Raw genomic sequence first — 26,235 nt, 5'->3', positions numbered from 1 at the left:
ACTGTCCGGGAACGCCCGGATGGTGCTTTGTACTGTAAGATATTTTGAAAAATTCCTCGCCCCAAACGGTCGCACCGCCATGAGCGTCCAGAGTTTCCTGCACACGATCGACGGCATCAGCACCTGGGTCGGCAAGGCCACCGCGTGGCTGATGATCGTGCTGATGAGCGTCGTCTGCATCGAAGTGTTCAAGCGCTACATCATGAACATGCCGACGTCCTGGATCTTCGACCTCGACAACATGCTGTACGGGTCGCTGTTCATGCTGTGCGGTGCCTACACGCTGGCGCAGAACGCCCACGTCAGAGGCGACTTCCTCTATTCCTCGATGCAGCCGCGCACCCAGGCAACGCTCGACCTCGTGCTCTACATCGTGTTCTTCCTGCCCGGCATCGCAGCGTTGGTCTATGCCGGCTACTTCTACGCAGCGGACTCCTGGCGTATTGCGGAACACTCGAACGTCACCGCGGACGGCCCGCCGGTCTACCATTTCAAGTCGGTGATCCCGATCGCCGGCGCGCTGATCATGCTGCAGGGCGTTGCCGAGATCGTGCGCTGCGTGGTTTGCCTGAAGACCGGCGAATGGCCGAGCCGGCTGAAGGACGTCGCGGAGATCGACGTGATCGAGGAACAGCTCGCGCATAGCGAATATGTCGATGAGGAATCGCGCAAGATGGCGATCGAGGGCGCGGCGCGCATCGATGAAATGGCGCGTCAGCGCGGAATGGGCGGAGACGTGCAAACATGAGCGATCCCGCACTCGGCCTGCTGATGCTGGCGCTTATCGTCGTCGTCATCATGATGGGTTTTGCCACGGCCTTCACGCTGATGGGCCTCGGCATGTTCTTCGGCTTCATCGCGTTCTACGATCCGTCGCACAACTGGACGCAGAACCGCGTCTTCGACCTGATGGTTCAGCGCACCTATGGCGCGATGACCAATGACGTCCTGATCTCGATCCCGCTGTTCGTGCTGATGGGCTACGTGATGGAGCGCGGCGCGCTGGTCGACAAGATGTTCTATTCGATCCAGCTTGCATTCCGCCGCATGCCGGCTTCGCTCGCGGTGGCGACCCTGATCGTCTGCACGTTCTGGGGAATCGCGAGCGGCCTGGTCGGCGCCGTCGTCGTGCTGATGGGCGTCATCGCCTTCAACCCGATGCTGCGCGCCGGCTACGACGTCAAGCTCGCCTCCGGCGTCATCACGGCGGGCGGCACGCTCGGCATCCTGATCCCGCCCTCGGTGATGATCATCGTCTACGCGGCCGTTGCCGGCCAATCGGTCGTCAAGCTGTATGCGGCCGCGATGTTCCCGGGCTTCTTCCTGGCGTTCCTTTATCTGGTCTACGTCATCGGCTGGGCGCTGATCAATCCGAAGATCGCGCCGCCGCTGCCGGAGGAGCAGACCCGCGTCAACGTGCCGGCCTGGATCAAGCAGTTCGAGACGCTGTATTCGCCCAACATGTTCGTCGGCCTGCTCAAGGCACTGATTTCGCCAGCGCAAGCGAAGACCCTGGAGGCCGACGGCAAGCCGATGACCTATGGGGCGGTGCTGAAGAATTTCATCATCGCCCTGGTGCCGTTCCTGATCACCGCGATCACGCTGGCCACCGTGTGGTGGTACGTCGTGATCCATCAGCAGGCCGGCGCAGCCTCCGGGCCAGTTGAGGGGCTGCAGCAACTCGGCAGCGCGGCGGCGACGCCGGAAGCGACGCCCGCCGAAAAAGGTCCGGACTTCCAGTTCTATCTCTGGTTCGGGATCAGCGCCGCCGTGTTGTTGCTGTGGAACGCGCGTTCCTATTGGCGCATGAACGGCGAGCGCTTCGAGGTGCTCAAGCTCCTGACGTCGTCGGTGATGCCGCTCGGCATCCTGACCGTCATCGTTCTCGCGGTCATCCTGTTCGGCATCACGACCGCGACGGAATCGGCTGCGGTTGGCGCGGCCGGCGCCTTCATCCTGGCGTTCCATGCCCGCACGCTCGACTGGAAGCGCACCAAGGAAGCGGTGTTCCTGACCGCGAAGACCACGGCCATGGTGTGCTGGCTGTTCGTCGGCTCCGCGCTGTTCTCGGCGGTGTTCGCGATTCTCGGCGGACAGGCGCTGCTGGAAAGCTGGGTGCTCTCGCTCAACATGACGCCGGTACAGTTCATGATCCTGTCGCAGGCCATCATCTTCGTGCTGGGCTGGCCGCTGGAATGGACCGAGATCATCATCATCTTCGTGCCGATCTTCCTGCCGATGCTCAAGCACTTCGGCATCGACCCGATCCTGTGGGGCGTGCTGGTGTTCGTGAACCTGCAGGCCGCGTTCCTGTCGCCGCCGGTCGCGATGTCGGCGTTCTACCTCAAGGGCGTGGCGCCGAAGCACGTCACGCTGAACCAGATATTCGCCGGCATGATGCCTTACATGCTGATCGTCATCGTCTGCATGGTGATCATGTATCTGTGGCCCGGCATGACGTTGTGGCTGCCGAACTATCTTTACGGCGGCTGAGCCCTCGGAAGCTTCTTACTGCCCGTGGCTCGCCAGCTTCTGCTGGCAGGCCTTGCTGATCTTGGCGCGGTTCTGCTTCAGGCAGGCCAGAATGATCTGATCGCCATCCTGCATCTGCGCCCGGCAATACCGTGAGACGTCGCGCGCGCACTCGTCATGCCCCTCTTTTTTTTGTGTCTGTGCCGACGCGCTCGAAGCCATCAGGATCAGGGGAATAACGAAAAGGATCTTGGTCATTTGCTATGCCTTTAAACGAGAACGCAGTCCGGGCGTTCTATAGCGTTTTCCAACGAAAGCCAGTCGGGCTCGATCCGGTGGACACCGGTTCACGTCAAGAAAACGTGTCAGAATGGGAATCCGGTCACCGAAATTCGGCCGGCAACGCATTTGTGAACGGCGAACCGAGGGCCGTGGCCCTGGTGGAACGCCCCAAAAAGCGAAAAACGCCTGCGTCGCATCGACGCAAGCGTTCCCGAGAGCCAAACAAATGAGCCGGTTATTGCGCGGCGAGCTTGCCGGACTTTTGAGACGCGAGCTCGCGATCCATGACACCGCGGCAGCCCACGCTCAGATCGGTGCGATGCTTCATCATGCAGGCCGTGATCTTCGGGATATTGGGAATTTCCGAACTGCAGAGGCGGAACGCGTCGCCGGTGCACTGCTGCTGCGCTTCAGAGCTGAAGGCGAAGCTCGCGGTCGACGAGACGGCGGCGAAAGAGGTGGTCAAGGCCAGCACTAAACTGACCTTGCGAACGGTAGTGAAGAAGGCTGCGGTCATTTTCGGCTCCTGTTGGCCCAGTTACGTGGACCGGCTGTTGATGGTTGCAACATGCGCCAGGAACCGAGCGCCGACTGTGACTGACGTCACTAAGCTTTAAACCCCTCATCTTCTTCGCCTAACCAGCGTCTGTTCGGGAGACGTTAACACTTTGTTGGCACTAATGCTCCGTTGCGTGTGTGTACCCCGAGTATCTGGAAAGAGTAGCGATGCGTAATGCGTTGGGCCTGATGCTGGCCAGTGTAGTGACGGCGCTGGTAATCACCGGCGTTTGGTTCTGGACCTCCTCGCCGCGGGCCGATGCGGCCCCTCCTCAAACCGTCGCCGCCCGCAAGGCCGAGCCGTTACCCGCGCCGGCCGCGGCAAAGCTTGCGCCAAAGGACGACGTCGAGATCACGGCTTCTCTCTCCAAGCCGGCCCCCGCCCCCGCGCCCGTTCCCGCAGCCCAGCCGGCGCGATCGGCCTGCGCCAATCCCGATGCACTCGGCGTCAGCCGCATCGTCGTGATCGACACCACAGGCGGTCCCGGCTTCGGCTTCCTGCAATACAAGCAGTTCGATTTCCTGACCGACAAGGAAGTCGTGCTGACCTTCGACGACGGTCCGTGGCCGACCACGCCCGCCGTGCTGAAGGCGCTCGCGGAAGAATGCACCAAGGGCCTGTTCTTTCCGGTCGGCAAGCACACCACTTATCATCCGGAGATTCTCAAGCAGGTCTTTGCCGCCGGCCACACCGTTGGCTCGCACACCTGGTCGCACGCCCATCTCGACGGCAAGAAGATGACCGAGCCGCAGATGAAGGAAGAGATCGAGAAGGGTTTTAGCGCCGTGAAGATGGCGATCGGCGCCGCACCCGCGCCGTTCTTCCGCTTCCCAGGCCTCGGGCACACGCAGCCCGCGCTCGGCTATCTCGCGTCGCGTAACATCTCGATGTTTTCAGTCGACGTCGATTCCAACGACTTCAAGTCGTCGGGTCCCGACCAGGTCATTCAGAACGTCATGACCAAGCTCGACAAGCAGGGCAAGGGCGTCATCCTGATGCACGATCTGCAGAAGCACACGGCGATTGCGTTGCCGACGCTGCTGCGGCGCCTGAAGGCCGGCGGTTACAAGGTCGTGCAGATGAAGGCCAAGGAGCAGCTCGAAACCCTGCCGGAATACGATGCGATGCTGGTGAAGGACCAGAAGGTGCCGGCGGTTGCCAGCCGCCCGATCAGCAGCGTGGTGCAGACGGTTTCGCAGTAAGAATTGGCGTTTACGGACGCGCCTCAACCAAAACCGTCATGGCCGGGCCTGTCCCGGCCATCCACGTTTTTAAGCTGCGGCGAAGAAAGACGTGGATGCCCGGCACATCCAGCGCGAAGACGCGCTTCGCGCTTTTGCCCGGGCATGACGAAAAGACGTACACCTATACTTACCAATAGATGCCGTGCCGATGCAGCGCCATGATGATGCGCGCCCGGATGCCGAAGCGCATGCGGTGCTGGCCGGCCCCCCTCTGCATCATCGCAGCTCTCCGGGCCGACGCTCCGCCAGCTCCGGCACTCTGAGGGCGATTGGCGTACCGCTGCATGCCGGCCTGCCGGTGCTTCATCCTCTGGCCGTAGCTCGCCGCGGGCCTGCCCGTCTCGGATCTGGTGGTCTCGGGCTTGGTCGTATCCGCCTTGGGCTCGACGGCCGCCGGCCGCTCGACATATCTTGGCGCTTCCGCAGCTTCCGCGCTTTTCGATGCATCCGTGGCTCTGGCGGGTGCCGGAGCGGCCTGCGCCTCGCTGCCGGCCAACGACAAGCTCCGATCGCCAGCCTGAGCTGCGGCGGAGGCCAAAACGAATCCTGCAATCAGAATGAATTTACGCATGTTTGTATCTCCCCTTGAGGTCGAGGCGGAGACTATGCAGGGCAGCCGGTTGTCGATGTGAGACAGATCACGCAAGCGCGTGCCGATGGACCGCGAGCGCGAACCTGTTCGAGGGATCTGGAAAGCGGGTGCGCAACTGGAACGAGGCGGCTCAATGAGCCGCCTCTTCAGTTCATATCAAGCGCGTGCTGCTATTGGCAGCGATACATCTGGCCGTCGTCGAGTTTTGTGAGGCCCCCGGGCTGGCACCTGATGAAGTTGCGCCCCGAGTAATCCTCCCAGCCGGTATAGCCGTAGTAAGGGCTGCCTCCGGCATAAGCCCTCACTGCGTAGTGAGGTTGACCAAAGCTGGGATCATTCTGGGCTGCGTAAGCGTTGCCCCATGTGGTGCTTTGTCCTCCCCAGTAGGCAGGTGCAGTCGCCGCGGCGACAACGCCGGCCGTGGCGACCGCAGCCGCGCCTGCGACACCGGCGCCATACCCGTATCCATACGCGGCCCGCCGGTTCTGCCGCCGCGCGACACCCGCAACGCTCACGGGGGTCAGCGGACGCCCGACCCGCGCCTGCGCGCTCTCGACTGATAACGAGGCGCCTTGTTGCTCGGACCAGCCGACGGAGAGCAGCGTCGCACAAGCAAAGGTCGAAACTGCCGCCGTGATTTTGATCAGTTTTCTTTGCGTCATGAGTTTCTCCACTAACTGTCTGCCCCATTCGGCGATGCCAGTTCGCAGTCAAACCAATGCGCGATCTTCGTGCCGCTGATCGGAGGCGGATCGGGCTCAGGTGGAAAGCAGTTTGCGCTCGACGGAAACGGCCGTTTCGGTGGAGAGGCCATATCGGAGGCGCGCGGGTCAGTTCTCGGAGAACCCTCCGTCATCTTGCGCAGGATCAAATCAGAAAGCAGCACGAAGTGCTATTGCCCTAACGTGCCACAATAGGTCATGCCCGCTGTCCTGGTGGCACGGTTGCTCGCGTGGCATCAACAGCGGAAGCCGCGACGGCATAACGCTACTCTTGCTTGCCCTAGCTCACTCCGCGTGGCCGGGTTCTTGAAAGCGGAAGTACGCCAATGCGATCAGCAGGTCCGGCGTGAATCGATGCCGTCCGCCGCGCCGTCGCATGCCTGGTGTTTCGCAATGCTAAACCGGATCTGCGTGGCCCGCGCCTGCGTACGCTTTCCAATGGTTGCAAAAAGGACTAGCCTCTCCCCCTTCGTGCAATTCAATAATCAGATCGGAGCACAGCACACAGCAAATTTAGGGGAGGAACCAATGGTCAAAAGAGCCATTACGCTCGGCGGTGGTGGTCCAGCGGCCGGGCTGCACATCGGGGTTCTGGAAGCTCTTGCCGCTGCCGACATAAAGTTTGATGTGTGGGCATTGTCCTGCATCGGCGCCTGGGTTGGCATTGTTTACAATCAATTCGGCGATGACGTTGAAAACAAAAAAAAAGTTGAAAACACAGACAGGGCCGAACTGACCTATCAGTTCTTCAAGAATGGCGTGTTTCGAGACGATGAAGGCTATGAACACTTTCCGATCAATAAGGTATTTGGAACGGATTGGCGCAGCAACACGAAGGCTCTGAATAAGTTCATAGCCAATCCTGATAACTATGAGGATTTCGCATGGGATCCGTACAGAATGATGGATTCCTTCCAGGAATCGATGTCACTTTTCTTCGATCACATGCCTGGCCGCGACAAGAAGTTCAAGAAGCTGGACGAAGGCGACGTGAATGGATGGATCCTTAATCAAGCGCTGGCGCCCAATCCCTTCGTTCGTTATTTGACGTCTATGATGTACTTGTCCGATGTCACTGGTCTGGCCAAGATCAACTATCCCGACAGCGAATTTATGAAGAGCATCAAATTCGAAAACCTGTTCGAGAAGAGGGCAGGAGATAAAGACGAAACGGAAAAGAAGCCTCTCATTTTTCACAATGCCTGGAATCTTGATAAGCGGGAACTTGCACTATTTTCCAATAAGCGAATTAAGGACAAGGCGTATCGAGGCGCCATCAATGCAACGACTATGTGCGCGTGTTCGGCTCTTCCCTTCATCGAGCAAACGGTAAAGATCGGCGGAGATACCTACTGCGAAGGTGCGCTGGTCGATACCGTCAATTTCCATAGCTTGATCGAGGAGCATGGGAATGAGCTCGACGAAATATGGGTGAGCCGGATTGTCGATTCTCAGCAAGTTCGCAAACCGAAAAACCTTCATGACTCGCTGGCAAATCTCTGTGAGTTATTTGCAGCGACCGTAGGCGAGGATGACGTCAAGCTCTTTAAATATCACCTCAAGGAAGAAAAGCGGTGGAAAGGCACCGTCATCGAGATTCACGTTCCGGCGCACATCGATTTCAAATGGAATCATGAGAATCTGAATAAAGGGCGCGAGCTGGGAAGAGCCGCGGCGGAGGACGCAATCGCAGCTCACAGAGCTGCGGGCGTCAAAATTGCGGCCAAAAACGACGAGGTACGGTTCATAAACGAGAACCCGAAGAAAGAGAAAAAGGTGCGGGCACAGCTGGATGAATGGTGCAAGCGCGAGGGAATAGACAGAGAGCTGCTAATAAAGGCGATTCTCAAAGCCAAGCCCAAGAGCGATCCGAACATTCTGGCTGAAAAGATAAATTGGTTCGTCGACGCCAAGGGCGAACGAGTGCAGCCGGACGATAAGGGAGAATTTCCAGTGAGCTCGGTCCCGTATGTCGTCTTTGCGAGGCGCAATGTCGACGTGAGGAAAGCCTATGGCGAACTTGATCCGGGACCTGGATTGGACAGACTGTAGTCCAAGTCGAATTATCGCAGGCGGTCGAGCAGAGCCTTTGCCTGCTTTAGATCCTGCGTATCGAAACCCTCGGTGAACGAGGCGTAGATCGGCGCGAGGAGATTGAGCGCGTTCCTCGCGCCTGCCGCAATCGATCCACAGCGCGGCAATGTCCGTCGCGGCTCGAAGTTCAAGCGTCCTGGCGTGTTGGCTTCTTGCCGTGCTCAATGCCCGGTCGAACAGCGCCTGCGCCTCGGCTTCGACGCCTGGGCCACCGCGGGCGACCAGCACCTTTGCCTTTAGCCGATACAGTTCGGCTTCCAGAATTCGTTCGCTGTTGCGGCTGGTCGCCGCGAGACCGCGCTCGATCAGTTCCAGTGCGGCCTCGTAGTCGCGGCCATTCAACAATGGCGGGCACAACAGCGCGTCGAGCGCAGTGGTGGTCACCTGATAACCGGCGCTGCGATATTCGTCCAACGTTGCACGGATGTCGGCGAGTGCGCCGGGTGAAGGATCGAGCGATGCCACGCATATGCCCCGAATGGCGCGCGCCAGGCGCCATTGCCGGAATCCGTGCTCCTCCGACAGCGCGATGCAGCGCTCGGCATGACCTTGCGCGATCAGAAACTCGCCGCGAAGAGCATGCAAAAGGCAAGCATAGTAGCTGGCATACGCCTGCGAATGCGGATGATTTATAGCATCGGCGCGCCGAATGGCAGCGTCCATGCGCAGGATTGCCGTATCGGCCTGGCCGAGCAGCCAGAGCGCCCACGACATCAGCGCCAGGTCGGCCACGCCGGCATCCTGGCCGGCCGAACGCGCCGCGAGCCTGTGCTCTTCGCTGCTCGCCTCGAACGCTTCGTAGGCACGTTCGATCACCTCACGCGCGCCGGTGAGTTGTCCCATGAAGAGGCGGATCATCCCCTGCCCGCGCATCGCGTTGAGCAACGTCGGTCGATCGTCGCGCGCTTCGACGAGTTGGAGCAGGGCCGCGATCGTTTCCTCAGCCAGCGGCAACTCACCGCGCATGACGCTCGCGGTGGTCAACCAGAACATCACCTGGTGTTGCTCGGGAGCGTCTCCAAGGCGCTCGCACAGCTCACGCGCGCGGGCAAAGGTTGCCATCGCCTTGTTCGAGGCCGGTCCTTGCGTAGCGATCAGGCAGGGCCCGAGAGCGAATTGGAAGTCAAGTTCCAACCTGTCCTTTCCTGCGCCGTCAGGCAGATGGTTGGAGGCCTCGATACCTCGTTGCAAATGTTCGATGGCCTCAAGGTTAGCCGAGCGCATGGCGGCCTTCTTGCCGGCCTGCAGCCAATATGCCTCCGCCTTCTGGAACAGCCCCGCCTCCGTCAGATGGTGCGCGAGAGTTTCGGGTTGAGCCTCCACGATTTCCGGGAATCGTTGCTCGAAGGCGTCCGCGATCGTGGCATGCAGCGCTGCGCGTCTGTCCTTCAGCAGTCCCGAGTAGGCGGCGTCCCGCACAAGCACGTGCTTGAAGGTATAGACCGCCTGGGGTATCTCGCCCCGGCAGAATATCAACTCCGACCGAACCAACTGGGAAAGCGCCTCCTCAAGTCGCTCTTTTGGCAACCCGGCCACGGTGCTCAGCAGTTCGTAGGAGAACTCGCGACCCACCACAGCGCCGATCTGAGCCACCTCCCTCACCGGAGCCAATCGATCGAGCCTCGCCAACAACGATGCGTGCAATGTCGTCGGAATCGCCATCGAGGGCAGAGGACGGTTGAGGACGTAGTGATTGTTCTGCTCATGCAGCAGCCCGGTTTCGAGCACCGTCTTGGTCAGTTCCTCCACGAACAGGGGCACGCCATCGGTGCGGGCGAGGATCTGCTCCATTACCTCTTCCGGGAGCGTCTTGCCGGCGGTGACGCGCTCGATTAATGCCGCCCCGTTGCGTCGGTTCAGCCGCGTGAGCGAGATCGTCGTCACATGCGCATGACCTGGCCAGGGCGGCGTGAACTCTGGCCTCGCGGTGATGAGCAGCAGCACCCGAAGCCGCGATACCTGTTCCAAGGTCATCGTGAGCAGCTCCAGCGACGTCGGATCCGCCCAATGGACATCCTCCACAATGGCGAACACGGGCTGTCGCGCCGCCAAACCATCGAGCTGGGTCAAGAGCGCCGCCAATGTCATCTCCTTGCGCTTCTGCGGGCTCAGCTCTGGAATGCGGTAGCGGTCACTGGGTGGCAGCGACAGAAGGTTGGCCAGAGGTAGCAATACGCGGTCGGCATCCGCCCGCACGAGCAGAGCCTCAAGCTTGGCGAACTTCTCTGCGGGCGGGTCGCTCCGCTCGAACCGGGCAGCGCGTTCGAGCTGGCGGATGAATGGATAGAGCGCACTATTAGTGTGGTGCGCCGAGCAGAACTGGCGCACCGTGATGTGCGGTTCGGCCTGGAGCCGCTCGTCAAGCGCCAGCGCAATGTGCGATTTGCCGATCCCGGGTTCTCCGGTGAGCATCACCGCGCAACCTTCGCCACGCCTGGCGTGCTGCCAGCGACGCAACAGCATCTCGATTTCCTCGTCACGCCCGATTGGCGGCGCCAATCGGGTTTTGTGCTGTGCCTCGAAGCGGCTTTCCACTTCGGTCGTTCCCAGGACCTGCCAGGCCGGGATTGGCTCCGCCCATCCCTTAAGCGCGACAGGGCCGAGATTGCGGAATTCGAAATGCCCGTCCGTGAGCCGGTGCGTACTCTCGGAAATCAGCACGGTACCGGGTTTGGCGAAGGTCTGCAGGCGCGCAGCCAGGTTCGGCGTCTCGCCAATGACCGTCTGCTCCTGAGCCGAGCCTTCGCCGGTCAAATCGCCCACGACCACCAAACCGGTAGCGATGCCAACGCGAACCTGTAGCTCGGTGGGGGGATTGGTCGGGAGGCTTGCCACGGCATCGACCAGCGCCAGCCCGGCGCGTGTCGCCTGTTCGGCATCATCCTCGTGCGCCTGGGGATAGCCGAAAAAGGCGAGCACGCCATCTCCCATGTACCGCGCGATAACACCTTCATTCTGGGCAACAACCGCTGCGATGCAGCGGTGATAGGTAGCCATTACGGCCCGCAAGTCCTCCAGATCAAGGCGGGCCGAAAGTGCCGACGAGCCGACCAAATCGCAAAACATGACTGTGAGTTGACGCCGCCCGGCGTTGTCTGTGGACGCCGGCTTGGTGCCCGTTCGAGGTGCTCGCGGAAGCTCTCCCTGAAGTTCTACGATTGCGCGCAGCATCTTGCGGCGATGCCCAAGCAGGACGCCCAGGTCCTTTAAATCCTGCTCCGTGAGATCTCGAACGACCGAGAGGTCGATGGCGTTTTCGCGGAATCGCTCGGCGTACTCGCCCAAGCCGATCGATGCTAGCCACTCTGCAATACCTGTCATGGCACACCTGTGGGCTGACAATAGCACATTGGAGCGGCATGCGGCACACCCTGGGATTGCAGGACCGTGCGGCGGAGAGGATTTGAAGAACTGTCATCAGCGCGAAACGACGCTGCCACTGGCCTGCAGCTCACGGCATCGGTGCGCCCAACTAATCTTCATCCGCACCCGCTTGTCCCAAACGTCGGCGCGGGCGTAAGCGCGACGAACGCTATCACGCAAATGATGAACTCGTTGAGAACCGGCAAGACCGGTTCTCGGTGAACAATACCCGCTTCATTGAACGCTAACTCAAAGTGAGCCAGACCGTTCGAAGCAGTTCGTCGCCATCGCGAGACGACTGGCGGTGGGCCGGATGTGCGCCGGACGTTCCTGACGACTTGTTCTGGGACGCTGTCGGACAAGTCGGCCGGCTACTCGCGCGCGACCGTCCTGCATGGCAAGAGCTGATCGCCGAATCGCGGCGGCTGATCCTTGCCAGCCGACCTCCGGCTTAGCACAGCAGACTCGCCCATGCGCTGGCCCCCGTCGACCGGCACATGGCAGCCTGCAGCGGGCGGACTCACCGGCGGGCTTCCTTGCGTTACGACGGGGCATCTGCCGCCGGTCAGGTATCGGGCGGAAAGTAGTGCCGCAGGCCCAGCCGCACCGCGACGTAGAGCGCGACAACGATCGGAAGACCGACAATCAGGATATCCATCCAGTTGATGTCGCTGCTGCCCACCCGCAGGTTCATCCAATGAGTAGCTATTTGTTAACTAACCGCAGGATCAAACTGCGTGGGTATTTCGTTACGATTCGCACGAGCCGGGGGACCAAGCGATGCACGCAACAGACGATCTGAAAATCGGAAAATGGTACCGGCTGAGTTTCCCAGGCATCGCGGCTTGCGTGATCAAACCGCCGGCTAGTGTCAAAACCGGGAACTACCCTTACCTCGTTGAGAGCCTCATCTTGAGAAGTCGTTGGTGGGTCAACGAACGTGGCGAGCCGGACAATATCTTTTCGCCGAACTTGATAGTTGCCACTTCCGGTAAGGGTGAGATCGAAAGCGGGGTTGGCACCTCTATTCAAGTTCAAGTATCCGGCGGGAAATAGAATCGCAGCGCCAGGCGCACGGCGATGTAGAGGGCGACAACGATCCCCAGGCCGATCATCAAGCTATCCATAACGACACCCCGCCCGCCGCAACCGGTTTGCAGAAACAGTGCAGACACGGGGCTTTTTCGGAGATCGTCGGAAGTCGGCTAAGTGCTTGAAAAGGCTGGTGCCGCAAACAGGACTCGAACCTGTGACCCCGTCATTACGAATGACGTGCTCTACCAACTGAGCTATTGCGGCGGACCGAACGCAGCGCTCGGCGTGAGCCGGAAACGCCCGCACCTGATATCGGGCACGGCCCCGATTGGCAAGAAAAACGCGGGGCTTGAAACCCTAGTTGCCGCCCCAGCGTGACAAAAATCCCCGCCAGCCGCCGGCCTGGGCCTTGGGCGGGCCGATTTGTTCCGCGAATTCGTCCGCTGGGCCATCCTCGTCGACCCCGGGATCATCAGGCGCCCGAATGAGGGGAATCACGGCCGGAATCGGGGTCGGAACGGTCTTCGGGATATCCTGCCGCGAACGGAACAGCGGGGCTGGCTGGCTTGGTGCCGGTTCCGCCGGCTTGGGCGGGGCCGGCGTTGGCGCGGCGACCGGCTCCTCGGGGAGGGCCGCCTCAATGGGGGCCGCCTCAGTGACAGCAGCCGGCGGCGGTGCATTGTCCTGCTCGGCGGCCGGCGCAGAAGATGAAGCAGCGGCCGGCACGGGCGCGATCGGCTCAGCGGCCGGTTCGGTCACGTCCTTTGGCGCCTCGAGCACGACGGCCCGGCGCGGGGTCGCCAGCATGGCTTCCTCGAAGGCTGAGGATTCGATCGCGCCAGCCTTGTCGGACGGAAGTGCTGCGACCGGCGTCTGCCACTGGAAGGCGTCCAGCCGCCCGGTAACCGGGGAGACCGGCCGCCAACGATCGCTGACATAGCCGTCCGCGGTCCAGGCCGGATCATGCAGCGCGCGCACCGCGCGCAAGGTCCATGCCCGTGCGCGGCCGCTATCGCCATGTTCGGTGCGCTCGATCTCCGCCATCAACAGCGCGACGCGCTGCGTTGGAGCTGCAATGAAGGGCGCCAGCGCCTCACGCGCTTTTGCAAACTCGGACGCGTCGATCGCGGCGCGCGCAATCGCCAGCGCGCCCTCGATGTGTCCGGACATCTTCGCCGCGAGCGTCTCCACCCGCACCAGCCGTTGCCGCGCGGAATCGCCGAGCTTCACATGCGCGTAGGCATCGGCCAAATCCGGATGCGGCTGCGCCAGCCACGCCGTCTCGACCAGGCGCATCGAACGCCGGATCTGATGCGCTTCGCTTTCGAACTTGCTCGCCAGCACCGCGGCCGGCACCAGCGTCGGCGCCAGCTTGACCGCCTCCATCACGCTCTCGCGCGCCAGATCGCGATCGACCTTTTCGAGCTCCAGCGCGCGCGCCGTCAGCAGCACGCCACGTTGCCGGCGATAGGTCGCCTTGTCGATCAGCCCGGCCGATTGATTGTTGTCGAGGATTTTCAGCGCGCCGGCCCAGTCGCCCTTGGCGCAGCAGAAGCCGAGCACCGCATGCGACGCCCATGACGATGAGGGCGACAGTTTCAGCGCTTCCTCGGCGACCATCACGGCCGCCACCGGATCATCAGAACGCTGCGCCTCGATGAACAGGCCGCGCAGGCCCAACAGCCGCGTGTCTTCGCGTTCGGCCATGGCGCGGAAAGCGCGCTGCGCGCCTTCGCGGTCGCCGTCGAGCTGCGCCGACTGCGCATGCAGCAGCAACGCCAGCGGATCGTGCGCCGCATGTTTGCGGGCCGCGTCGGCATGGACGCGGGCCGCGGAGGAATCGCCATGGCCGATCGCCAGCAGTCCTTGGGTGATCGCATGCCGGCCGCGGGCCAGACGCCGTTCGCGCCGGCTCTTCCGCATACGCGCCGGCGTGCGCCACATGCCACGCAGGATCGCCCAAATCATCATCGCCGCAACGACGACGATGCCCAGCACCAGCACGAACACCGGCAGCGTGGTCTGAACGCGATAGCCGCCCCACGACAGCACGACATCGCCGGTCTGTTCGGCAATCCAGGCTGCGCCGGCCGCTCCCAGCGCGATCAACAACAGAAACAGAATGATCCGGATCATTGAAAACCTTGTTGCGAAATCTCTATTGCGCCGGTTTGCCGAGTGCGGCCATGGCGTCGGCCGCAAATTGACGGGATGCGGCCAGCGCGGCATCGCGCGCGTCGGCCCGTTCAAGCCAGGATTGCGCCGCGGCACGATCGGCCGGCTCCAGCGTCTTCAATTCGCGTCGCGCCTCGTTGGCATCATTTCGCAACGCCGCCGCGGTGATCCGCGCCACCACGGCGCCGCGATCAGTTCCGGCAGTATCGGTGCGTTCGATCTTGACGAGTTTGGCGGCGCCTGCCTGCAGGCGCTCGACGATGCCCGTGCCGGTCGTGGCGGTGCTCTGCTGGACGGCGGGCGACAGTTTTGGCACCAACGCCAGCAGTTCCGTGCTCAGCCTGCCGGCGTTCGGCACGCCCTTCTCGGCGAATTGATCGAGCGGCTTCAACGCCTCGGGATTGGGCGCCAGCGGTTTGGCGGCGGCGAGCGCAACCGGATAGGGTTCGCCGATCCGGACCAGCACATCGAGCAGCGCGGCCGCCACCAGGCGGCGCAGCGGCATGTCGTCGGCAGGCTTTGCGTCGGCCTTGGTATCGGCAAGCTTGCTGCCTTGCTGCGCGATCTCGGCGCCCTGCGCCCGCATCAGGCTCTCGATCTTCGCGATGCGTTCATCGATCCCGGAGAGATCGGGCGACGCGGTGCCTTCGCTGCGCGGCGCGGATTTCACCTCGTTGACGGCGGACGCGAGCTTCTCGCCTTGCACCCGCGTTGCCGCGAGCTCAGTGCGCAACGCCGCGACGGTTTTTTCAAGCGCCTCGGTGCGCGCGGCAGAAGCGGGATCGGGTACGGGCTTGCCGACCTTTGGCTCCAGTCCGGCGACACGGGCGGTGAGACCGTCGATGGCGGCACTGAGCTGCGGGGCAGGCGGCGCGGACGCGGGTTGAATCGCGGGCCAGCCCAGCATCCAGCCGACGCCAATCACCAGCGCTGCGGCAGCCGCGCCGGAGACCGGCGCGACGATCCAGGGCGAGACAGGCCGGGACGGCGCCGCCTCAACCGGCGATTCCTCAACGGAAGCTTTGGCGACCTCGGGCGCGGCCTCAGCCACGGGCTCGGGCGATGTCTCAGCAGAGCTCTTCGTCTCGCTCGACACGTCGGTCGCCTCGAGGTCGATGGTCGGCGGCTCGCGCTTCGGCCGGCTCGAATCGGGCAGCGATCCAGTGTCTTCGGGCCTGTCATCGACCATCACAGCGGTTCCCTTGAATGGTTAGATTCCGGAACTTAGCAGAATCGGGACGTCTTAGAGCATGATACGGCGATGGCGGCACCGGTTTTCCGATAAGACCATGCTCAGACTTAAAGATTAAAGCCCGAAAGGATTAACTCGACCGGGGTTGCAACGCCCGGCCCAGCACTTCGAACAGGGCATTTTCGTCCGGCGAAGCCGCCGCCGTAACCTGGGTCGCGCCGGCGTCCCGCAAGACCGCGGCGACCGCCGCCGAAATGCAGCACTGCGGCAGCGCCAGTGCCGAGATTTCGACGCCCCCGGAGCGCGCCGCCTCCAGGAATGCGCGCGCGCTGCGCCGTGAGTAATGCAGCACGGCCTCGATCTCATGCGCCACGAAAGCGTCACATATGTCCCGAGGCAGACTGGGCGCGGGCACCATCCGGTAGGTGGTCTGCGTCACCACCGTAAAGCCGTTCTCGCCGAGTTCGCTCGCCAAGTCGCGCGCGAGATCGGCGCCTGCAAGGTACAGGATCGGGCTTGTCTTCCTCAGTCGCTTCGATTTCGCGCTGGCCAGCACCAGATCGCGCAACGCGCCGGCATCGCCCTTTGACGCGATCACCTCGCCAAACCCGGCATCGCGCGCCGCGGCTGCAGTATTTTCGCCGACCGCAAACAGGGGCAGCTTCAGAAGCCGGCTACTGGCCAGATTCGCCGCGATGGCACGCAACGCGTTGGCGCTGGTGACGATGACGGCGCCATAGGTCGCCTCCGCTTCGTCCTGGAACGGCACCGGCTCGAACCGCAGCATCGGCGCGCGCAGGACGTCGAACCCTCGCGCGCGCAGCGCCTTGGCCGTCGTCTCATCGTCAGGGCTTGGCCGCGTGACGAGAACGGTCATATTTCAAATCTCCGCCAACACGATTTCGGCACGCTTACGCGATTGCACGCCGTCACCTCGTAATGCTACCCGGTTACGGAAGCGTTGCGATAGCGCAACGGTTGAAATAAGGGATCAAATTGGACAACGAGACGCCGATGCTGGTGCTGGGTATCGAGACCACCTGCGATGAAACCGCGGCCGCCGTGGTGGAACGCCAGGGCGACGGCAGCGGCAAGATTCTGTCCAATATCGTGCACTCGCAGACCTCGGAACACGCCCGTTTCGGTGGCGTGGTGCCGGAGATCGCGGCGCGCGCCCATGTCGACCTGCTCGATGGCATCGTCGGGCGGGCGATGAAAGAAGCCGACGTCGGCTTTGCGCAATTGTCGGCGGTGGCCGCCGCTGCAGGGCCCGGCCTGATCGGCGGCGTGATCGTCGGCCTCACCACGGCGAAGGCGATTGCCATGGTGCACGATACGCCGCTGATTGCGGTCAATCACCTCGAGGCCCACGCGCTGACGCCGCGGCTCACGTGCGCGCTCGCCTTTCCCTACTGCCTGTTCCTTGCGTCCGGCGGGCACACCCAGATCGTGGCGGTGGTCGGCGTCGGCCAATATGTCCGGCTTGGCACCACCGTCGACGACGCGATGGGGGAAGCTTTCGACAAGGTCGCCAAAATGCTGTCGCTGCCCTATCCCGGCGGACCGGAGGTCGAACGGTCAGCGGCGAGCGGCGACGCCAAACGGTTCGCCTTTCCGCGGCCGATGCTCGGGCGGCCGGATGCGAATTTCTCGCTGTCGGGATTGAAGACGGCGGTCCGCAACGAAGCCAACCGCATGATGCCGCTGGAACCGCAGGACGTCAGCGATCTCTGCGCCAGTTTTCAGGCGGCGGTGCTGGACTCGACAGCCGACCGGCTGAGCGTCGGCCTGCGCCTGTTTCACGAACAGTTCGGCCCGCCCCGCGCGCTGGTCGCGGCCGGCGGCGTCGCGGCCAATCACGCCATCCGCGGCGCGTTGCAGGACGTTGCCGCGAAAGCGCAGACCACGCTGATCATCCCGCCACCCGCGCTGTGCACTGATAACGGCGCGATGATCGCCTGGGCCGGCGCGGAACGGAAGGCGCTGGGGCTGACCGATACGATGGACGCGCCGCCCCGCGCGCGCTGGCTGCTCGACGCCAACGCGACAGCGCCGTCCGGCTACACCAACACGCGCGCGGGATTCTGACATGGCGTCCTTTCATTCAGTCGCGGTGATCGGCGGCGGCGCATACGGTACCGCGCTCGCATGTGCCGCGGTGCGTGCCGGCCGCGACGTCGTGCTGTATGCGCGAGACACCGAGGGCGCCGCGCAGATGAACGCGACGCGAAAGAACCCAAAGCTACCCGGCGTGAGCATTGATGCGAGTATCGGCGTCACCGCCGACATCGCCATGGCGGCGCGCGCGGACATCATCCTGCTTGCGACGCCCGCGCAGAATTTGCGCGAAGCCGCGACGACGCTTGCCCCGTACCTCAAGCCTGCAACGTCCGTCGTCGCCTGCGCCAAGGGCATCGAGCGCGGCACGCACCGCTTCATGACCGAGGTCATTGCCGAGACCATGCCGGAAGCCATCCCTGCGATCCTGTCGGGACCGAATTTCGCCGACGACGTGGCGCGAGGCTTGCCGACCGCCGTGACGCTTGCCGCAAAGGATGAAAGGCTGGCGAGCGATCTGGTGCAGGCGCTGGGCTCCGCAACTTTCCGGCCTTATCACACCACGGATGTCCGCGGCGTCGAGATCGGCGGCGCGGCCAAGAACGTGCTGGCGATCGCCGCCGGAATCGTCGAGGGACGAAAACTCGGCGCCTCGGCGCTGGCAGCGCTCACCACGCGAGGTTTCAGCGAACTTGCACGCCTGGGCCGCGCCTGCGGCGCGCGCAGCGAAACCCTGGTGGGCCTTTCAGGCCTCGGCGACCTGATCCTGAGCTGCTCGAGCCTGCAATCGCGCAACTTTGCTTTCGGCATTGCGCTCGGCCGCGGCGAAGCCCCGAACCGCGACAAGCTCGCCGAAGGCGAGTTCACAGCACCCGTCCTGATCGAACTGGCCGCTTCGCAGAACGTCGATATGCCGGTATCAACTGCGGTCGCGGCGATCCTGAGCGGCAAAGTGACGATCGACGCGGCGATCGAAGGCCTGCTGACGCGGCCGTTCAAGGCGGAGGAATGACGATGGCATATTGGCTGGTGAAATCCGAACCCTCGGTCTGGTCGTGGGACCAGCAGGTCGCGAAGGGCGCAAAAGGCGAAGCCTGGACCGGCGTGCGCAATTTCACTGCACGCCAAAACCTCGTCGCCATGAAGAAAGGCGACAAGGCCTTCTTCTATCACTCCAACGAGGGCAAGGAGATCGTCGGCATCGCGGAAGTTATCAAGGAAGCCTATCCCGACCCCTCCGACAAAACCGGAAAGTTCGTCTGCGTCGACATCAAGGCGGACAAGCCGCTGAAGACACCGGTGACGATGGCCGCGATCAAGGCCGACAAAAAGTTCGCCGACATGGCGCTGGTGAAATATTCGCGGCTGTCGGTGCAGCCGGTGACGGCGGAAGAGTGGAAGACGGTTTGCAAGATGGGCGGGATGTAGCGGCGACGCGCAGTGCCGTAGGGTGGGCAAAGCAAAACGTGCCCACCATCTATCTACTCGCGGTATCCTGAATGGTGGGCACGCTGCGCTTTGCCCACCCTACGGCGTTGTCGTTACGCCGCCGCGGCCGTCACCACCTCGGCCAGCAGCGCTTCGCGCTTGGCTTGGGTGCGGTAGCCCTTCATCGTCGCCGCAAAACGTTCGAGGATGCCGTCCTCGAACGCGGTGACGATGGTGTCGTGGACATAGCTCTTGCGGCAGATCGCGGGCGTATTCGACAGTTCGTCGGCGGCGGCGCGCACCGCATCCAGCACCTGCTTCTTGCGGCCGCGCTCGCTCGCTGCGGGCGTTATCCGCGACAGCGATTCCAGCACCACGGCGGATGCCATCAGGGTCCGGAAATCCTTCAGCGAAATCTTGATGCCGGCGATCTCGCGCAGGAAAGCGTTCACGGTCGTGGTCGAGACCGTGCGAACGGTGCCCGAATTGTCGCGATACTGGAACATGCGCTTGCCCGGCACGGTGCGCAGGATGCCGATGGCGCGCACCAGCTTGGCGGCGTCGCATTCCTTGCGCACGGCCTTGCCGCCCTTGGCCTTGAAGGTCAGGACGAAGCTGTCGTCTTCCAGCGTGACGTTGGACTTCAGCATCGTGGTCGCGCCGCGGGTGCCGTTGAGGCGGGCATAGGATTCATTGCCCGGCCGGATCGCGGTACGCGCAATCAGCTCGATCACCGCCGACAGCGCGAATTCACGCGTCGGTTCGTCGCCGGACAGGAACGCCGAGACCTTGCGGCGGATCTTCGGCAGCGCGCCCACCAGCCGCGCCAGGCGATGCGCCTTGCGCTGCTCGCGGACCTTTTCCCAATCGGCATGATAGCGGTACTGCAACCGCCCGGCCGCATCGATGCCGACGGCCTGCAGATGCGAACTCGGATCGGCCGAATAGCGCACGTCGCGATAGGCCGGCGGCACCGCCATCGAATGCAGGCGACGGATGGTGCCGGCATGACGGATTTGCGTGCCGTTGGCGCGATGGAATGAATAGCCCTTACCGCGCTTGATGCGGCGAATGGTCAGCCCGTTCTGGTCGCCGAGCTTGAGGCCGAGTTCCTGCGCCAGGTCTTCGACAGAGGTCTTGGCGACGATGTGCGGCTTTGCCTTGACGGTTTCCTTGACGGTGTCCTTGGGCAGTTGCCCGAGCGCCTCGGCCAATGCAACGGCAGGATCGGCGGAAACGGGCCGCGTAGCCTCGAAACTCTGCTGATCCATCATGACCGTTATCGCCTTGCTCCACCTGTCTGTCGGCAATGCCTGTTATTATAGCTTGGTTCCGGAGAGCCGTCCGGCCCCGGGCAGGCCATTTAGGGGGTAACGGCCGGCTTTGCGAGTCCCGATTCCGTCATTTACGGTAACAAAATACCTGTCATGGGAGCCATTCGGAGATAGCGTTGATTTTTGCCTCGGCGAGATCGTGAACAATATCCAAAAAATGACGGTGGTTTGATCGGTGACAAGGCCAGGAACCGGCTGACCAACCAAGGTCGCAGACGTTTGCGCCTTGTCCGGGCATCGTCCCGCGACGCATAATCGTTGCAACAATCAGGACGGCTTGCGGCCACCAGCGCGTGCGGCGCCGCAACGAGTGGGAGGGTAAAAATGTCCGAGAAAATTTACGACGTATCTGCCGATTGGGCCAAACGTGCCTATGTCGACGACGCCAAATACCGCGAGATGTATGCCCGCTCCGTCAGTGATCCCAACGGCTTCTGGGCCGAGCAGGCCAAGCGCCTCGACTGGATGAAGCCCTTCCACAAGGTCGAGAACGTCTCCTTTGCCCCCGGCAACATCTCCATCAAATGGTTCGAGGACGGCGTCCTGAACGCCGCCTGGAACTGCATCGACCGCCATCTCGACAAGCGCGGCGACCAGACCGCGATCATCTGGGAGGGCGACGATCCCTCGCAGTCCAAGCACATCACCTACCGGCAGCTGCACGACGAAGTCTGCAAGATGGCCAACATCCTGCGCACGCGGAACGTCAAGAAGGGCGACCGCGTCACGATCTACCTGCCGATGATCCCTGAAGCGGCCTATGCGATGCTGGCCTGCGCGCGGATCGGCGCCATTCATTCGGTGGTGTTCGCCGGCTTCTCACCTGACAGCCTCGCCCAACGCATCACCGACTGCCAGTCCAAGGTCATCATCACCGCCGACGAGGGACTGCGCGGCGGCAAGAAGGTGCCGCTGAAGGCCAATGTCGATGCCGCGATTGCGAAAGCCGGCGGTGTCGATTGGGTCGTCGTCGTCAAGCGCACGGGTGCCGCCGTCGACATGAGTCCTTCGCGCGACCTCTGGTACCACGACGCCGCCAAGATGGTGACCACGGAATGCCCGTGCGAGCATATGCATGCGGAAGACCCGCTGTTCATCCTCTACACGTCAGGCTCGACCGGCCAGCCCAAGGGCGTGCTGCACACCACGGGCGGCTATCTCGTGTTCGCGGCGATGACGCATCAATACGTGTTCGATTATCACGATGGCGATATCTACTGGTGCACCGCCGACGTCGGCTGGGTCACCGGCCACAGCTACATTCTCTACGGACCGCTCGCGAACGGCGCTACCACGCTGATGTTCGAAGGCGTACCGAACTATCCGGATAATTCGCGCTTCTGGAACGTCATCGACAAGCACAACGTCAACATCTTCTACACCGCGCCGACCGCGATCCGCGCGCTGATGCAGTCAGGCGACGAGCCGGTGAAGAAGACCTCGCGCAAGAGCCTGCGGCTGCTGGGTTCAGTCGGCGAGCCGATCAATCCGGAAGCATGGGAGTGGTATCACCGCGTCGTCGGCGACGCCCGCTGCCCGATCGTCGATACCTGGTGGCAGACCGAAACCGGCGGCATTTTGATCACGCCGCTGCCCGGCGCGACCAAGCTGAAGCCGGGTTCGGCGACGCGGCCGTTCTTCGGCGTGGTGCCCGAGATCGTCGACGCCGACGGCAAGGTGCTGGAAGGCGAAACATCCGGCAATCTCTGCATCGCCAAATCATGGCCGGGGCAGATGCGCACGGTCTATGGCGATCACGCCCGTTTCGAGCAGACTTATTTCTCGACGTACAAAGGCAAGTATTTTACCGGCGACGGCTGCCGCAGGGATGCCGACGGCTTTTACTGGATCACCGGCCGCGTCGACGACGTCATCAACGTGTCGGGCCACCGCATGGGCACCGCCGAGGTCGAAAGCTCGCTCGTCGCACATGAAAAAGTGTCGGAAGCGGCCGTGGTCGGCTATCCCCACGACATCAAGGGCCAGGGCATCTATGCCTATGTGACCCTGATGGCCGGTACCGAACCGACCGAGGAATTGCGGAAAGAGCTGGTGGCCTGGGTGCGCAAGGACATCGGCCCGATCGCTTCGCCCGACCAGATCCAGTTCGCGCCGGGCCTGCCGAAAACCCGTTCCGGCAAGATCATGCGCCGCATCCTGCGCAAGATCGCCGAGGACGAACCGAGCAGCCTCGGCGACACCTCGACGCTGGCCGACCCTGCCGTGGTCGACGACCTCGTGCAGAACCGGCAGAACAAGAAGAGCGCGCCGGCGTAGGCCGCCATCGCTTAATATTGCCCGGCTTCCTTGCCCCGAAACGCGGGGCAAGGAGCGGCGAATTCCGGCAACACGCCCGGCGGTACAAGGCAATCAGGCCCGCGCTCACGCACTTGTCAGTAGGGAGCCCGCTTCGGCGGGCTTTTCGTTGTCATGTGTTGTTTTCAGGTCATTTACTTTGATTTGAACATTTTCTTTGTTCCCCCCGTCAAACCAGTGTCGGGCCAGAGGTGGAAAACACCCGGTTAATCCGCGCGGTGAAAGATGCGAGGTGAGACGGCAGGCTGCGTTTGGCAGCGGGCAACTGATCCGCCCCGGAAGGGGCAGGCAAAGTGGGGCTGAAAATGTCGGTAAAGATTGCGGTGGCGCTGGCCGCCACCATTGGTATGGGAATTGTGATGTCGTCGCAGGCCGAAGCACGGCCTGAAATGGTGGGCATTAGCGGCGACTACACGCCGGGCACGATCGTGGTGAAGACCCACGAGAGGCGGCTTTATCTGATCCTCGATTCAGGCCGCGCCATGCGCTACCCGGTCGGCGTCGGCAAGACCGGCAAGCAGTGGGCAGGCACCACGCGGATCGACGGCAAGTACCTCCACCCGGCGTGGTCGCCGCCGAGCGAAGTCAAGCGCGACAAGCCTGGTATGCCTGATGTCATTCCCGGCGGCTCGCCGAGCAACCCGATGGGCGTCGCAGCGATGACGCTGGCCGGCGGCGAATACGCCATTCACGGCACCAACAGGCCGGGCTCGGTCGGCGGCTTCGTATCCTATGGCTGCATCCGCATGCTCAACGACGATATCTCGGATCTCTATCACCGCGTATCGGTCGGAACGACCGTGACTGTCACGCGCTAAGCTTACGGATCCAAATTGGCACAAGAGCCGCGCGATTGCGCGGCTCTTTCATTTGAGCGGCGCTTGTCCTGCGTTCGCACACCAGCCGCTGCGATGACCGCCGCCGTAGCTGCGGGCATGACCCGCGGCGAGCATCGCCGTCGAAACATTTCCGGTGCGCCTGGTTACAACGTCGGCGACGACGCGGCCGCTATATTTGTCCGGCCCGATATTGAAGATCCTGACGTCGCCTTCGCCGAGCATTGCGCGCAACGCACCCGTCGCGGCCTCGGCCATCTGCAGTTCCTGCGGGCAGGACGCCTTCAATTCAGGCGCGTCGATGCCGCGCAGACGCACCCGTGTGTTGAGGTCGAGACCAGGCTCCAGGTGAACCCGCGCTTCGAACGTATCCCCATCGATCGTGCGGATGACGTCGACGGGATGACGCGTGTCCGAACTTCCCGCCCGCTTCCACACCATCTCGGCATCGCGCGCCGCCGGGCTGTCGGCTGAACTCGGCAACGACCGTCGTACCCAGTCCCGCACCGGCAGCATCGTCGCCGCCGCCACGCCGAAAACGAATACCCACGGCAGCGCCGCCGAAAACCAGCGGCGCCAGGAACCCCGGCGCGGGGGCCGATATGCATCTATTCTGTTGTATCGGGGCATTTTCCCCGACTAAGGGCTGAGTCGGGGCATCCGGCAAGAGCTCACGCCCTCAAAAATCCGAGGCGATCCCTTTGCGCTCCCAATCGCCATAGCGGGTCGGTTCCGGACCCTTCGGACCCTGGAATTCCTTCTGCCGCGTGGTGGCGCTGGCCTCGGCGGCCTTGCGACGGGCTTCGGCCTCGGCCAGCGCGCGCTCGGCGGCGGGCGTCAGCTTCTTGCGTTCCGCGGTTTGCGCGGGAGATGAGGGACTATCGGTCATCGCAATTCTCCCATAGCACAGGGATGGGCGCACAGATGGCATCACAATCGTGAAATTGTCGGCGGCGATTCTTACATTTGGCATATTCGCATGCCAAATGGACTTTCATTCCAATGGCATAAGCCAGAACCTTTCCGCTTTCCGAGACGTTGCTGCTTCATGCCCCCTTCAAGATTCGCAGTACCTTCCGAAGTGCCGGGTCTCGCGGCGCGGCGGATCGCGGCTGACATTCTCGACGGCGTGCTGCACAAGCATCGCACCCTCGACGATCAGCTCGACGGCGCCGGCGCGCATCCGGGCCTGAAGACACTGGCCGATCGCGACCGCGCCCTGATGCGGCGGCTGGTGGCGACGATCCTGCGGCGGCTCGGCACGCTCGGGCATTTGCTGTCGCGCCTGCTCGATCGCGGCATCCCGACGGATGCGCCGCGCGCGCAAAGCGCGCTACTGATCGGTGCGGCACAGATTCTCTGGATGGATGTGCCCGATCATGCCGCCGTCGATCTCTCGGTGCGGCTGGTGCAATCGGACCGACGCGCCGCGAAATATGCCGGCCTCGTCAACGCGGTGCTGCGCCGTTGCGCCCGCGAGGGGCAACCGCTGATCGACGAAGTCAAATCGCAGAACCTGGACATTCCGCCGTGGCTGCTGGCGCGCTGGATCGGCGCCTATGGCGAGACCACCGCGCGGCAGATGGCGCTCGCCATCGGCCATGAACCGTCGCTCGACATCACCGTGAAAGCAGACGCGGCGCAGTGGGCGAGCCGCCTGCACGGTGAAACGTTGACGACCGGCACGGTGCGCACCTTGCTGCAGGGTTCGGTGACCATGCTGCCCGGCTTCACCGAGGGGCAGTGGTGGGTGCAGGACGCCGCCGCCGCGCTGCCGGCGCGGTTGTTCGGCGACGTCGGCGGCAAGACCATTGTCGATCTCTGCGCCGCGCCCGGCGGCAAAACCGCGCAACTGGCGCACGCCGGCGCGCGCGTGACCGCGGTCGACCGCTCGCCGGCGCGCATGGCGCGGCTGCGCGACAATCTGGCGCGGCTTTCGCTGCAGGCCGATGACGTCGTGACCGATGCCGCCGAGTGGCCCGGTCAAGGCAATGGCGGCGTTGACGGCGTACTGGTGGACGCGCCCTGCACCTCCACCGGCACCATAAGGCGTCACCCCGACGTGGCCTGGCTGCGGCAGGAGGCTGATATTGCCGCATTGACGGCCTTGCAGAAGCGATTGCTGCAACGGGCGGTCGCGCTGCTCAAGCCGGGCGGAACGCTGGTCTATTGCACCTGTTCGCTCGAGCCGGAGGAAGGTGAACAGGCCATCGCTTCCCTGCTGGCCACCGAATCCGGCATGCGCCGCGCGCCGGTCGAAGCCGACGAAGTCGCCGGTCTCAGCGAAATCCTGACCGCAAACGGCGACTTGCGGACCCTGCCCAGCCATTTGCCCCATGCCGACCCCCGGCTCGGCGGGCTGGATGGATTTTACGCCGCGCGGCTGGTCAAATCCTGATTTTAAACCGCAATTGCCCGGTCTTCGGGTGATTCGCGCCTGTTCAAGATGGTGTCACGGCGGCGTTTCCGGATTAAAAGGATTCGCCAGAATACCCCTCCCTCCCTAAGCAAGGCACGGCGTGTCGGTCGCTCA

At 63.0% G+C, this 26,235-nt stretch carries 22 protein-coding genes, 1 tRNA gene and 1 pseudogene; 10 read left to right on the top strand and 14 right to left on the bottom strand.

All coding sequences use genetic code 11. The features are described 5' to 3' along the window. Nucleotides 1–79: 79 nt before the first annotated feature. Together ACVWVY_RS06695 and ACVWVY_RS06690 are read left to right on the top strand one after the other, a co-directional pair. Nucleotides 80–748 (top strand): TRAP transporter small permease subunit, encoded by a 669-nt coding sequence (locus ACVWVY_RS06695; protein WP_456625633.1) that lies wholly within the window; start codon nt 80–82, stop codon nt 746–748. Next, the gene (locus ACVWVY_RS06690) at nt 745–2,493 is read left to right on the top strand and encodes a TRAP transporter large permease (protein ID WP_456625632.1); all 1,749 of its coding nucleotides are present in this window, start codon (nt 745–747) and stop codon (nt 2,491–2,493) included. Before ACVWVY_RS06695 ends, ACVWVY_RS06690 begins: the two co-directional genes overlap by 4 nt. Before the next feature lie 15 nt (nt 2,494–2,508). Here the strand turns inward: ACVWVY_RS06690 and ACVWVY_RS06685 are convergent, their stop codons facing one another. Together ACVWVY_RS06685 and ACVWVY_RS06680 are read right to left on the bottom strand one after the other, a co-directional pair. Then, nucleotides 2,509–2,730 carry a hypothetical protein gene (locus tag ACVWVY_RS06685; protein ID WP_456625631.1) on the bottom strand — a complete coding sequence of 74 codons (222 nt, stop codon included), beginning with the start codon at nt 2,728–2,730 and terminating at the stop codon, nt 2,509–2,511. A gap of 259 nt (nt 2,731–2,989) precedes the next feature. Continuing rightward, nucleotides 2,990–3,271, bottom strand: a complete 282-nt coding sequence (locus ACVWVY_RS06680; protein WP_456625630.1) for a hypothetical protein — start codon at nt 3,269–3,271, stop codon at nt 2,990–2,992. A gap of 209 nt (nt 3,272–3,480) precedes the next feature. On the opposite strand from ACVWVY_RS06680, the gene ACVWVY_RS06675 reads away from it, so the two are divergent. Further along, complete coding sequence (locus ACVWVY_RS06675) at nt 3,481–4,515, top strand: polysaccharide deacetylase family protein (RefSeq protein ID WP_456625629.1); 1,035 nt, start codon at nt 3,481–3,483, stop codon at nt 4,513–4,515. A gap of 169 nt (nt 4,516–4,684) precedes the next feature. Here ACVWVY_RS06675 and ACVWVY_RS06670 read toward each other — a convergent pair whose 3' ends face one another. Together ACVWVY_RS06670 and ACVWVY_RS06665 are read right to left on the bottom strand one after the other, a co-directional pair. After that, nucleotides 4,685–5,128: a hypothetical protein gene (locus ACVWVY_RS06670; protein WP_456625628.1), complete on the bottom strand. Its 444-nt coding sequence runs from the start codon at nt 5,126–5,128 to the stop codon at nt 4,685–4,687. A gap of 191 nt (nt 5,129–5,319) precedes the next feature. Further along, the gene (locus ACVWVY_RS06665; protein ID WP_456625627.1) at nt 5,320–5,811 is read right to left on the bottom strand and encodes a hypothetical protein; all 492 of its coding nucleotides are present in this window, start codon (nt 5,809–5,811) and stop codon (nt 5,320–5,322) included. Between the two features lie 258 nt (nt 5,812–6,069). On the opposite strand from ACVWVY_RS06665, the pseudogene ACVWVY_RS06660 reads away from it, so the two are divergent. Continuing rightward, nucleotides 6,070–7,257: pseudogene (locus ACVWVY_RS06660) on the top strand (patatin-like phospholipase family protein); the annotation flags it as partial. Between the two features lie 444 nt (nt 7,258–7,701). Here ACVWVY_RS06660 and ACVWVY_RS06655 read toward each other — a convergent pair. The 7 genes from ACVWVY_RS06655 to ACVWVY_RS06625 form a co-directional block, all read right to left on the bottom strand. After that, the gene (locus ACVWVY_RS06655) at nt 7,702–11,286 is read right to left on the bottom strand and encodes an AAA family ATPase (protein WP_456625626.1); all 3,585 of its coding nucleotides are present in this window, start codon (nt 11,284–11,286) and stop codon (nt 7,702–7,704) included. Nucleotides 11,287–11,893: 607 nt separating this feature from the next. Further along, complete coding sequence (locus tag ACVWVY_RS06650; RefSeq protein ID WP_456625625.1) at nt 11,894–12,022, bottom strand: hypothetical protein; 129 nt, start codon at nt 12,020–12,022, stop codon at nt 11,894–11,896. Between the two features lie 340 nt (nt 12,023–12,362). Next, nucleotides 12,363–12,503, bottom strand: a complete 141-nt coding sequence (locus tag ACVWVY_RS06645; RefSeq protein ID WP_456625624.1) for a hypothetical protein — start codon at nt 12,501–12,503, stop codon at nt 12,363–12,365. Nucleotides 12,504–12,551: 48 nt separating this feature from the next. Then, nucleotides 12,552–12,627: transfer RNA gene (locus ACVWVY_RS06640), tRNA-Thr, on the bottom strand. 93 nt (nt 12,628–12,720) lie between these two features. Continuing rightward, nucleotides 12,721–14,499: a heme biosynthesis HemY N-terminal domain-containing protein gene (locus ACVWVY_RS06635; RefSeq protein ID WP_456625623.1), complete on the bottom strand. Its 1,779-nt coding sequence runs from the start codon at nt 14,497–14,499 to the stop codon at nt 12,721–12,723. 22 nt (nt 14,500–14,521) lie between these two features. Continuing rightward, a complete protein-coding gene (locus tag ACVWVY_RS06630) occupies nt 14,522–15,727 on the bottom strand; it encodes a COG4223 family protein (RefSeq protein WP_456625622.1) in 1,206 nt (401 codons plus the stop codon). A gap of 133 nt (nt 15,728–15,860) precedes the next feature. Continuing rightward, nucleotides 15,861–16,607, bottom strand: coding sequence for a uroporphyrinogen-III synthase (locus tag ACVWVY_RS06625; RefSeq protein WP_456625621.1), 747 nt, complete (start codon nt 16,605–16,607; stop codon nt 15,861–15,863). A 137-nt stretch (nt 16,608–16,744) separates the two neighbouring features. Between ACVWVY_RS06625 and tsaD the strand changes: the two genes are divergently transcribed. From tsaD to ACVWVY_RS06610, 3 genes are read left to right on the top strand one after another with little or no spacing between them, the layout of a single operon-like run. Continuing rightward, nucleotides 16,745–17,818 (top strand): tRNA (adenosine(37)-N6)-threonylcarbamoyltransferase complex transferase subunit TsaD, encoded by a 1,074-nt coding sequence (gene tsaD / locus ACVWVY_RS06620; protein WP_456632121.1) that lies wholly within the window; start codon nt 16,745–16,747, stop codon nt 17,816–17,818. 1 nt (nt 17,819) lies between these two features. Beyond that, nucleotides 17,820–18,800, top strand: a complete 981-nt coding sequence (locus tag ACVWVY_RS06615; protein WP_456625620.1) for an NAD(P)H-dependent glycerol-3-phosphate dehydrogenase — start codon at nt 17,820–17,822, stop codon at nt 18,798–18,800. A 2-nt stretch (nt 18,801–18,802) separates the two neighbouring features. After that, on the top strand, nt 18,803–19,216 hold the full coding sequence (locus tag ACVWVY_RS06610; RefSeq protein WP_456632120.1) for an EVE domain-containing protein: 414 nt from the start codon (nt 18,803–18,805) through the stop codon (nt 19,214–19,216). A 113-nt stretch (nt 19,217–19,329) separates the two neighbouring features. Here ACVWVY_RS06610 and ACVWVY_RS06605 read toward each other — a convergent pair whose 3' ends face one another. Further along, complete coding sequence (locus tag ACVWVY_RS06605; protein WP_456625619.1) at nt 19,330–20,490, bottom strand: DNA topoisomerase IB; 1,161 nt, start codon at nt 20,488–20,490, stop codon at nt 19,330–19,332. A 384-nt stretch (nt 20,491–20,874) separates the two neighbouring features. Between ACVWVY_RS06605 and acs the strand changes: the two genes are divergently transcribed. Both acs and ACVWVY_RS06595 read left to right on the top strand, forming a co-directional pair. Beyond that, a complete protein-coding gene (gene acs / locus ACVWVY_RS06600; RefSeq protein WP_456625618.1) occupies nt 20,875–22,827 on the top strand; it encodes an acetate--CoA ligase in 1,953 nt (650 codons plus the stop codon). 344 nt (nt 22,828–23,171) lie between these two features. Continuing rightward, on the top strand, nt 23,172–23,684 hold the full coding sequence (locus ACVWVY_RS06595; RefSeq protein WP_456625617.1) for a L,D-transpeptidase: 513 nt from the start codon (nt 23,172–23,174) through the stop codon (nt 23,682–23,684). Between the two features lie 48 nt (nt 23,685–23,732). Here ACVWVY_RS06595 and ACVWVY_RS06590 read toward each other — a convergent pair whose 3' ends face one another. Together ACVWVY_RS06590 and ACVWVY_RS06585 are read right to left on the bottom strand one after the other, a co-directional pair. Further along, the gene (locus ACVWVY_RS06590) at nt 23,733–24,332 is read right to left on the bottom strand and encodes a thermonuclease family protein (protein ID WP_456625616.1); all 600 of its coding nucleotides are present in this window, start codon (nt 24,330–24,332) and stop codon (nt 23,733–23,735) included. A gap of 49 nt (nt 24,333–24,381) precedes the next feature. Further along, the gene (locus ACVWVY_RS06585; protein ID WP_456625615.1) at nt 24,382–24,591 is read right to left on the bottom strand and encodes a DUF1674 domain-containing protein; all 210 of its coding nucleotides are present in this window, start codon (nt 24,589–24,591) and stop codon (nt 24,382–24,384) included. A 159-nt stretch (nt 24,592–24,750) separates the two neighbouring features. Here ACVWVY_RS06585 and ACVWVY_RS06580 point away from each other — a divergent pair, with 159 nt between their 5' ends. Further along, nucleotides 24,751–26,100, top strand: a complete 1,350-nt coding sequence (locus ACVWVY_RS06580; protein WP_456625614.1) for an RsmB/NOP family class I SAM-dependent RNA methyltransferase — start codon at nt 24,751–24,753, stop codon at nt 26,098–26,100. Nucleotides 26,101–26,235: the final 135 nt, after the last annotated feature.

The sequence above is a fragment of the Bradyrhizobium sp. URHC0002 genome, assembly GCF_054059515.1.
Note: the sequence above shows the minus strand (reverse complement) of the source record. Positions and strands in the feature narration are given on the sequence as shown.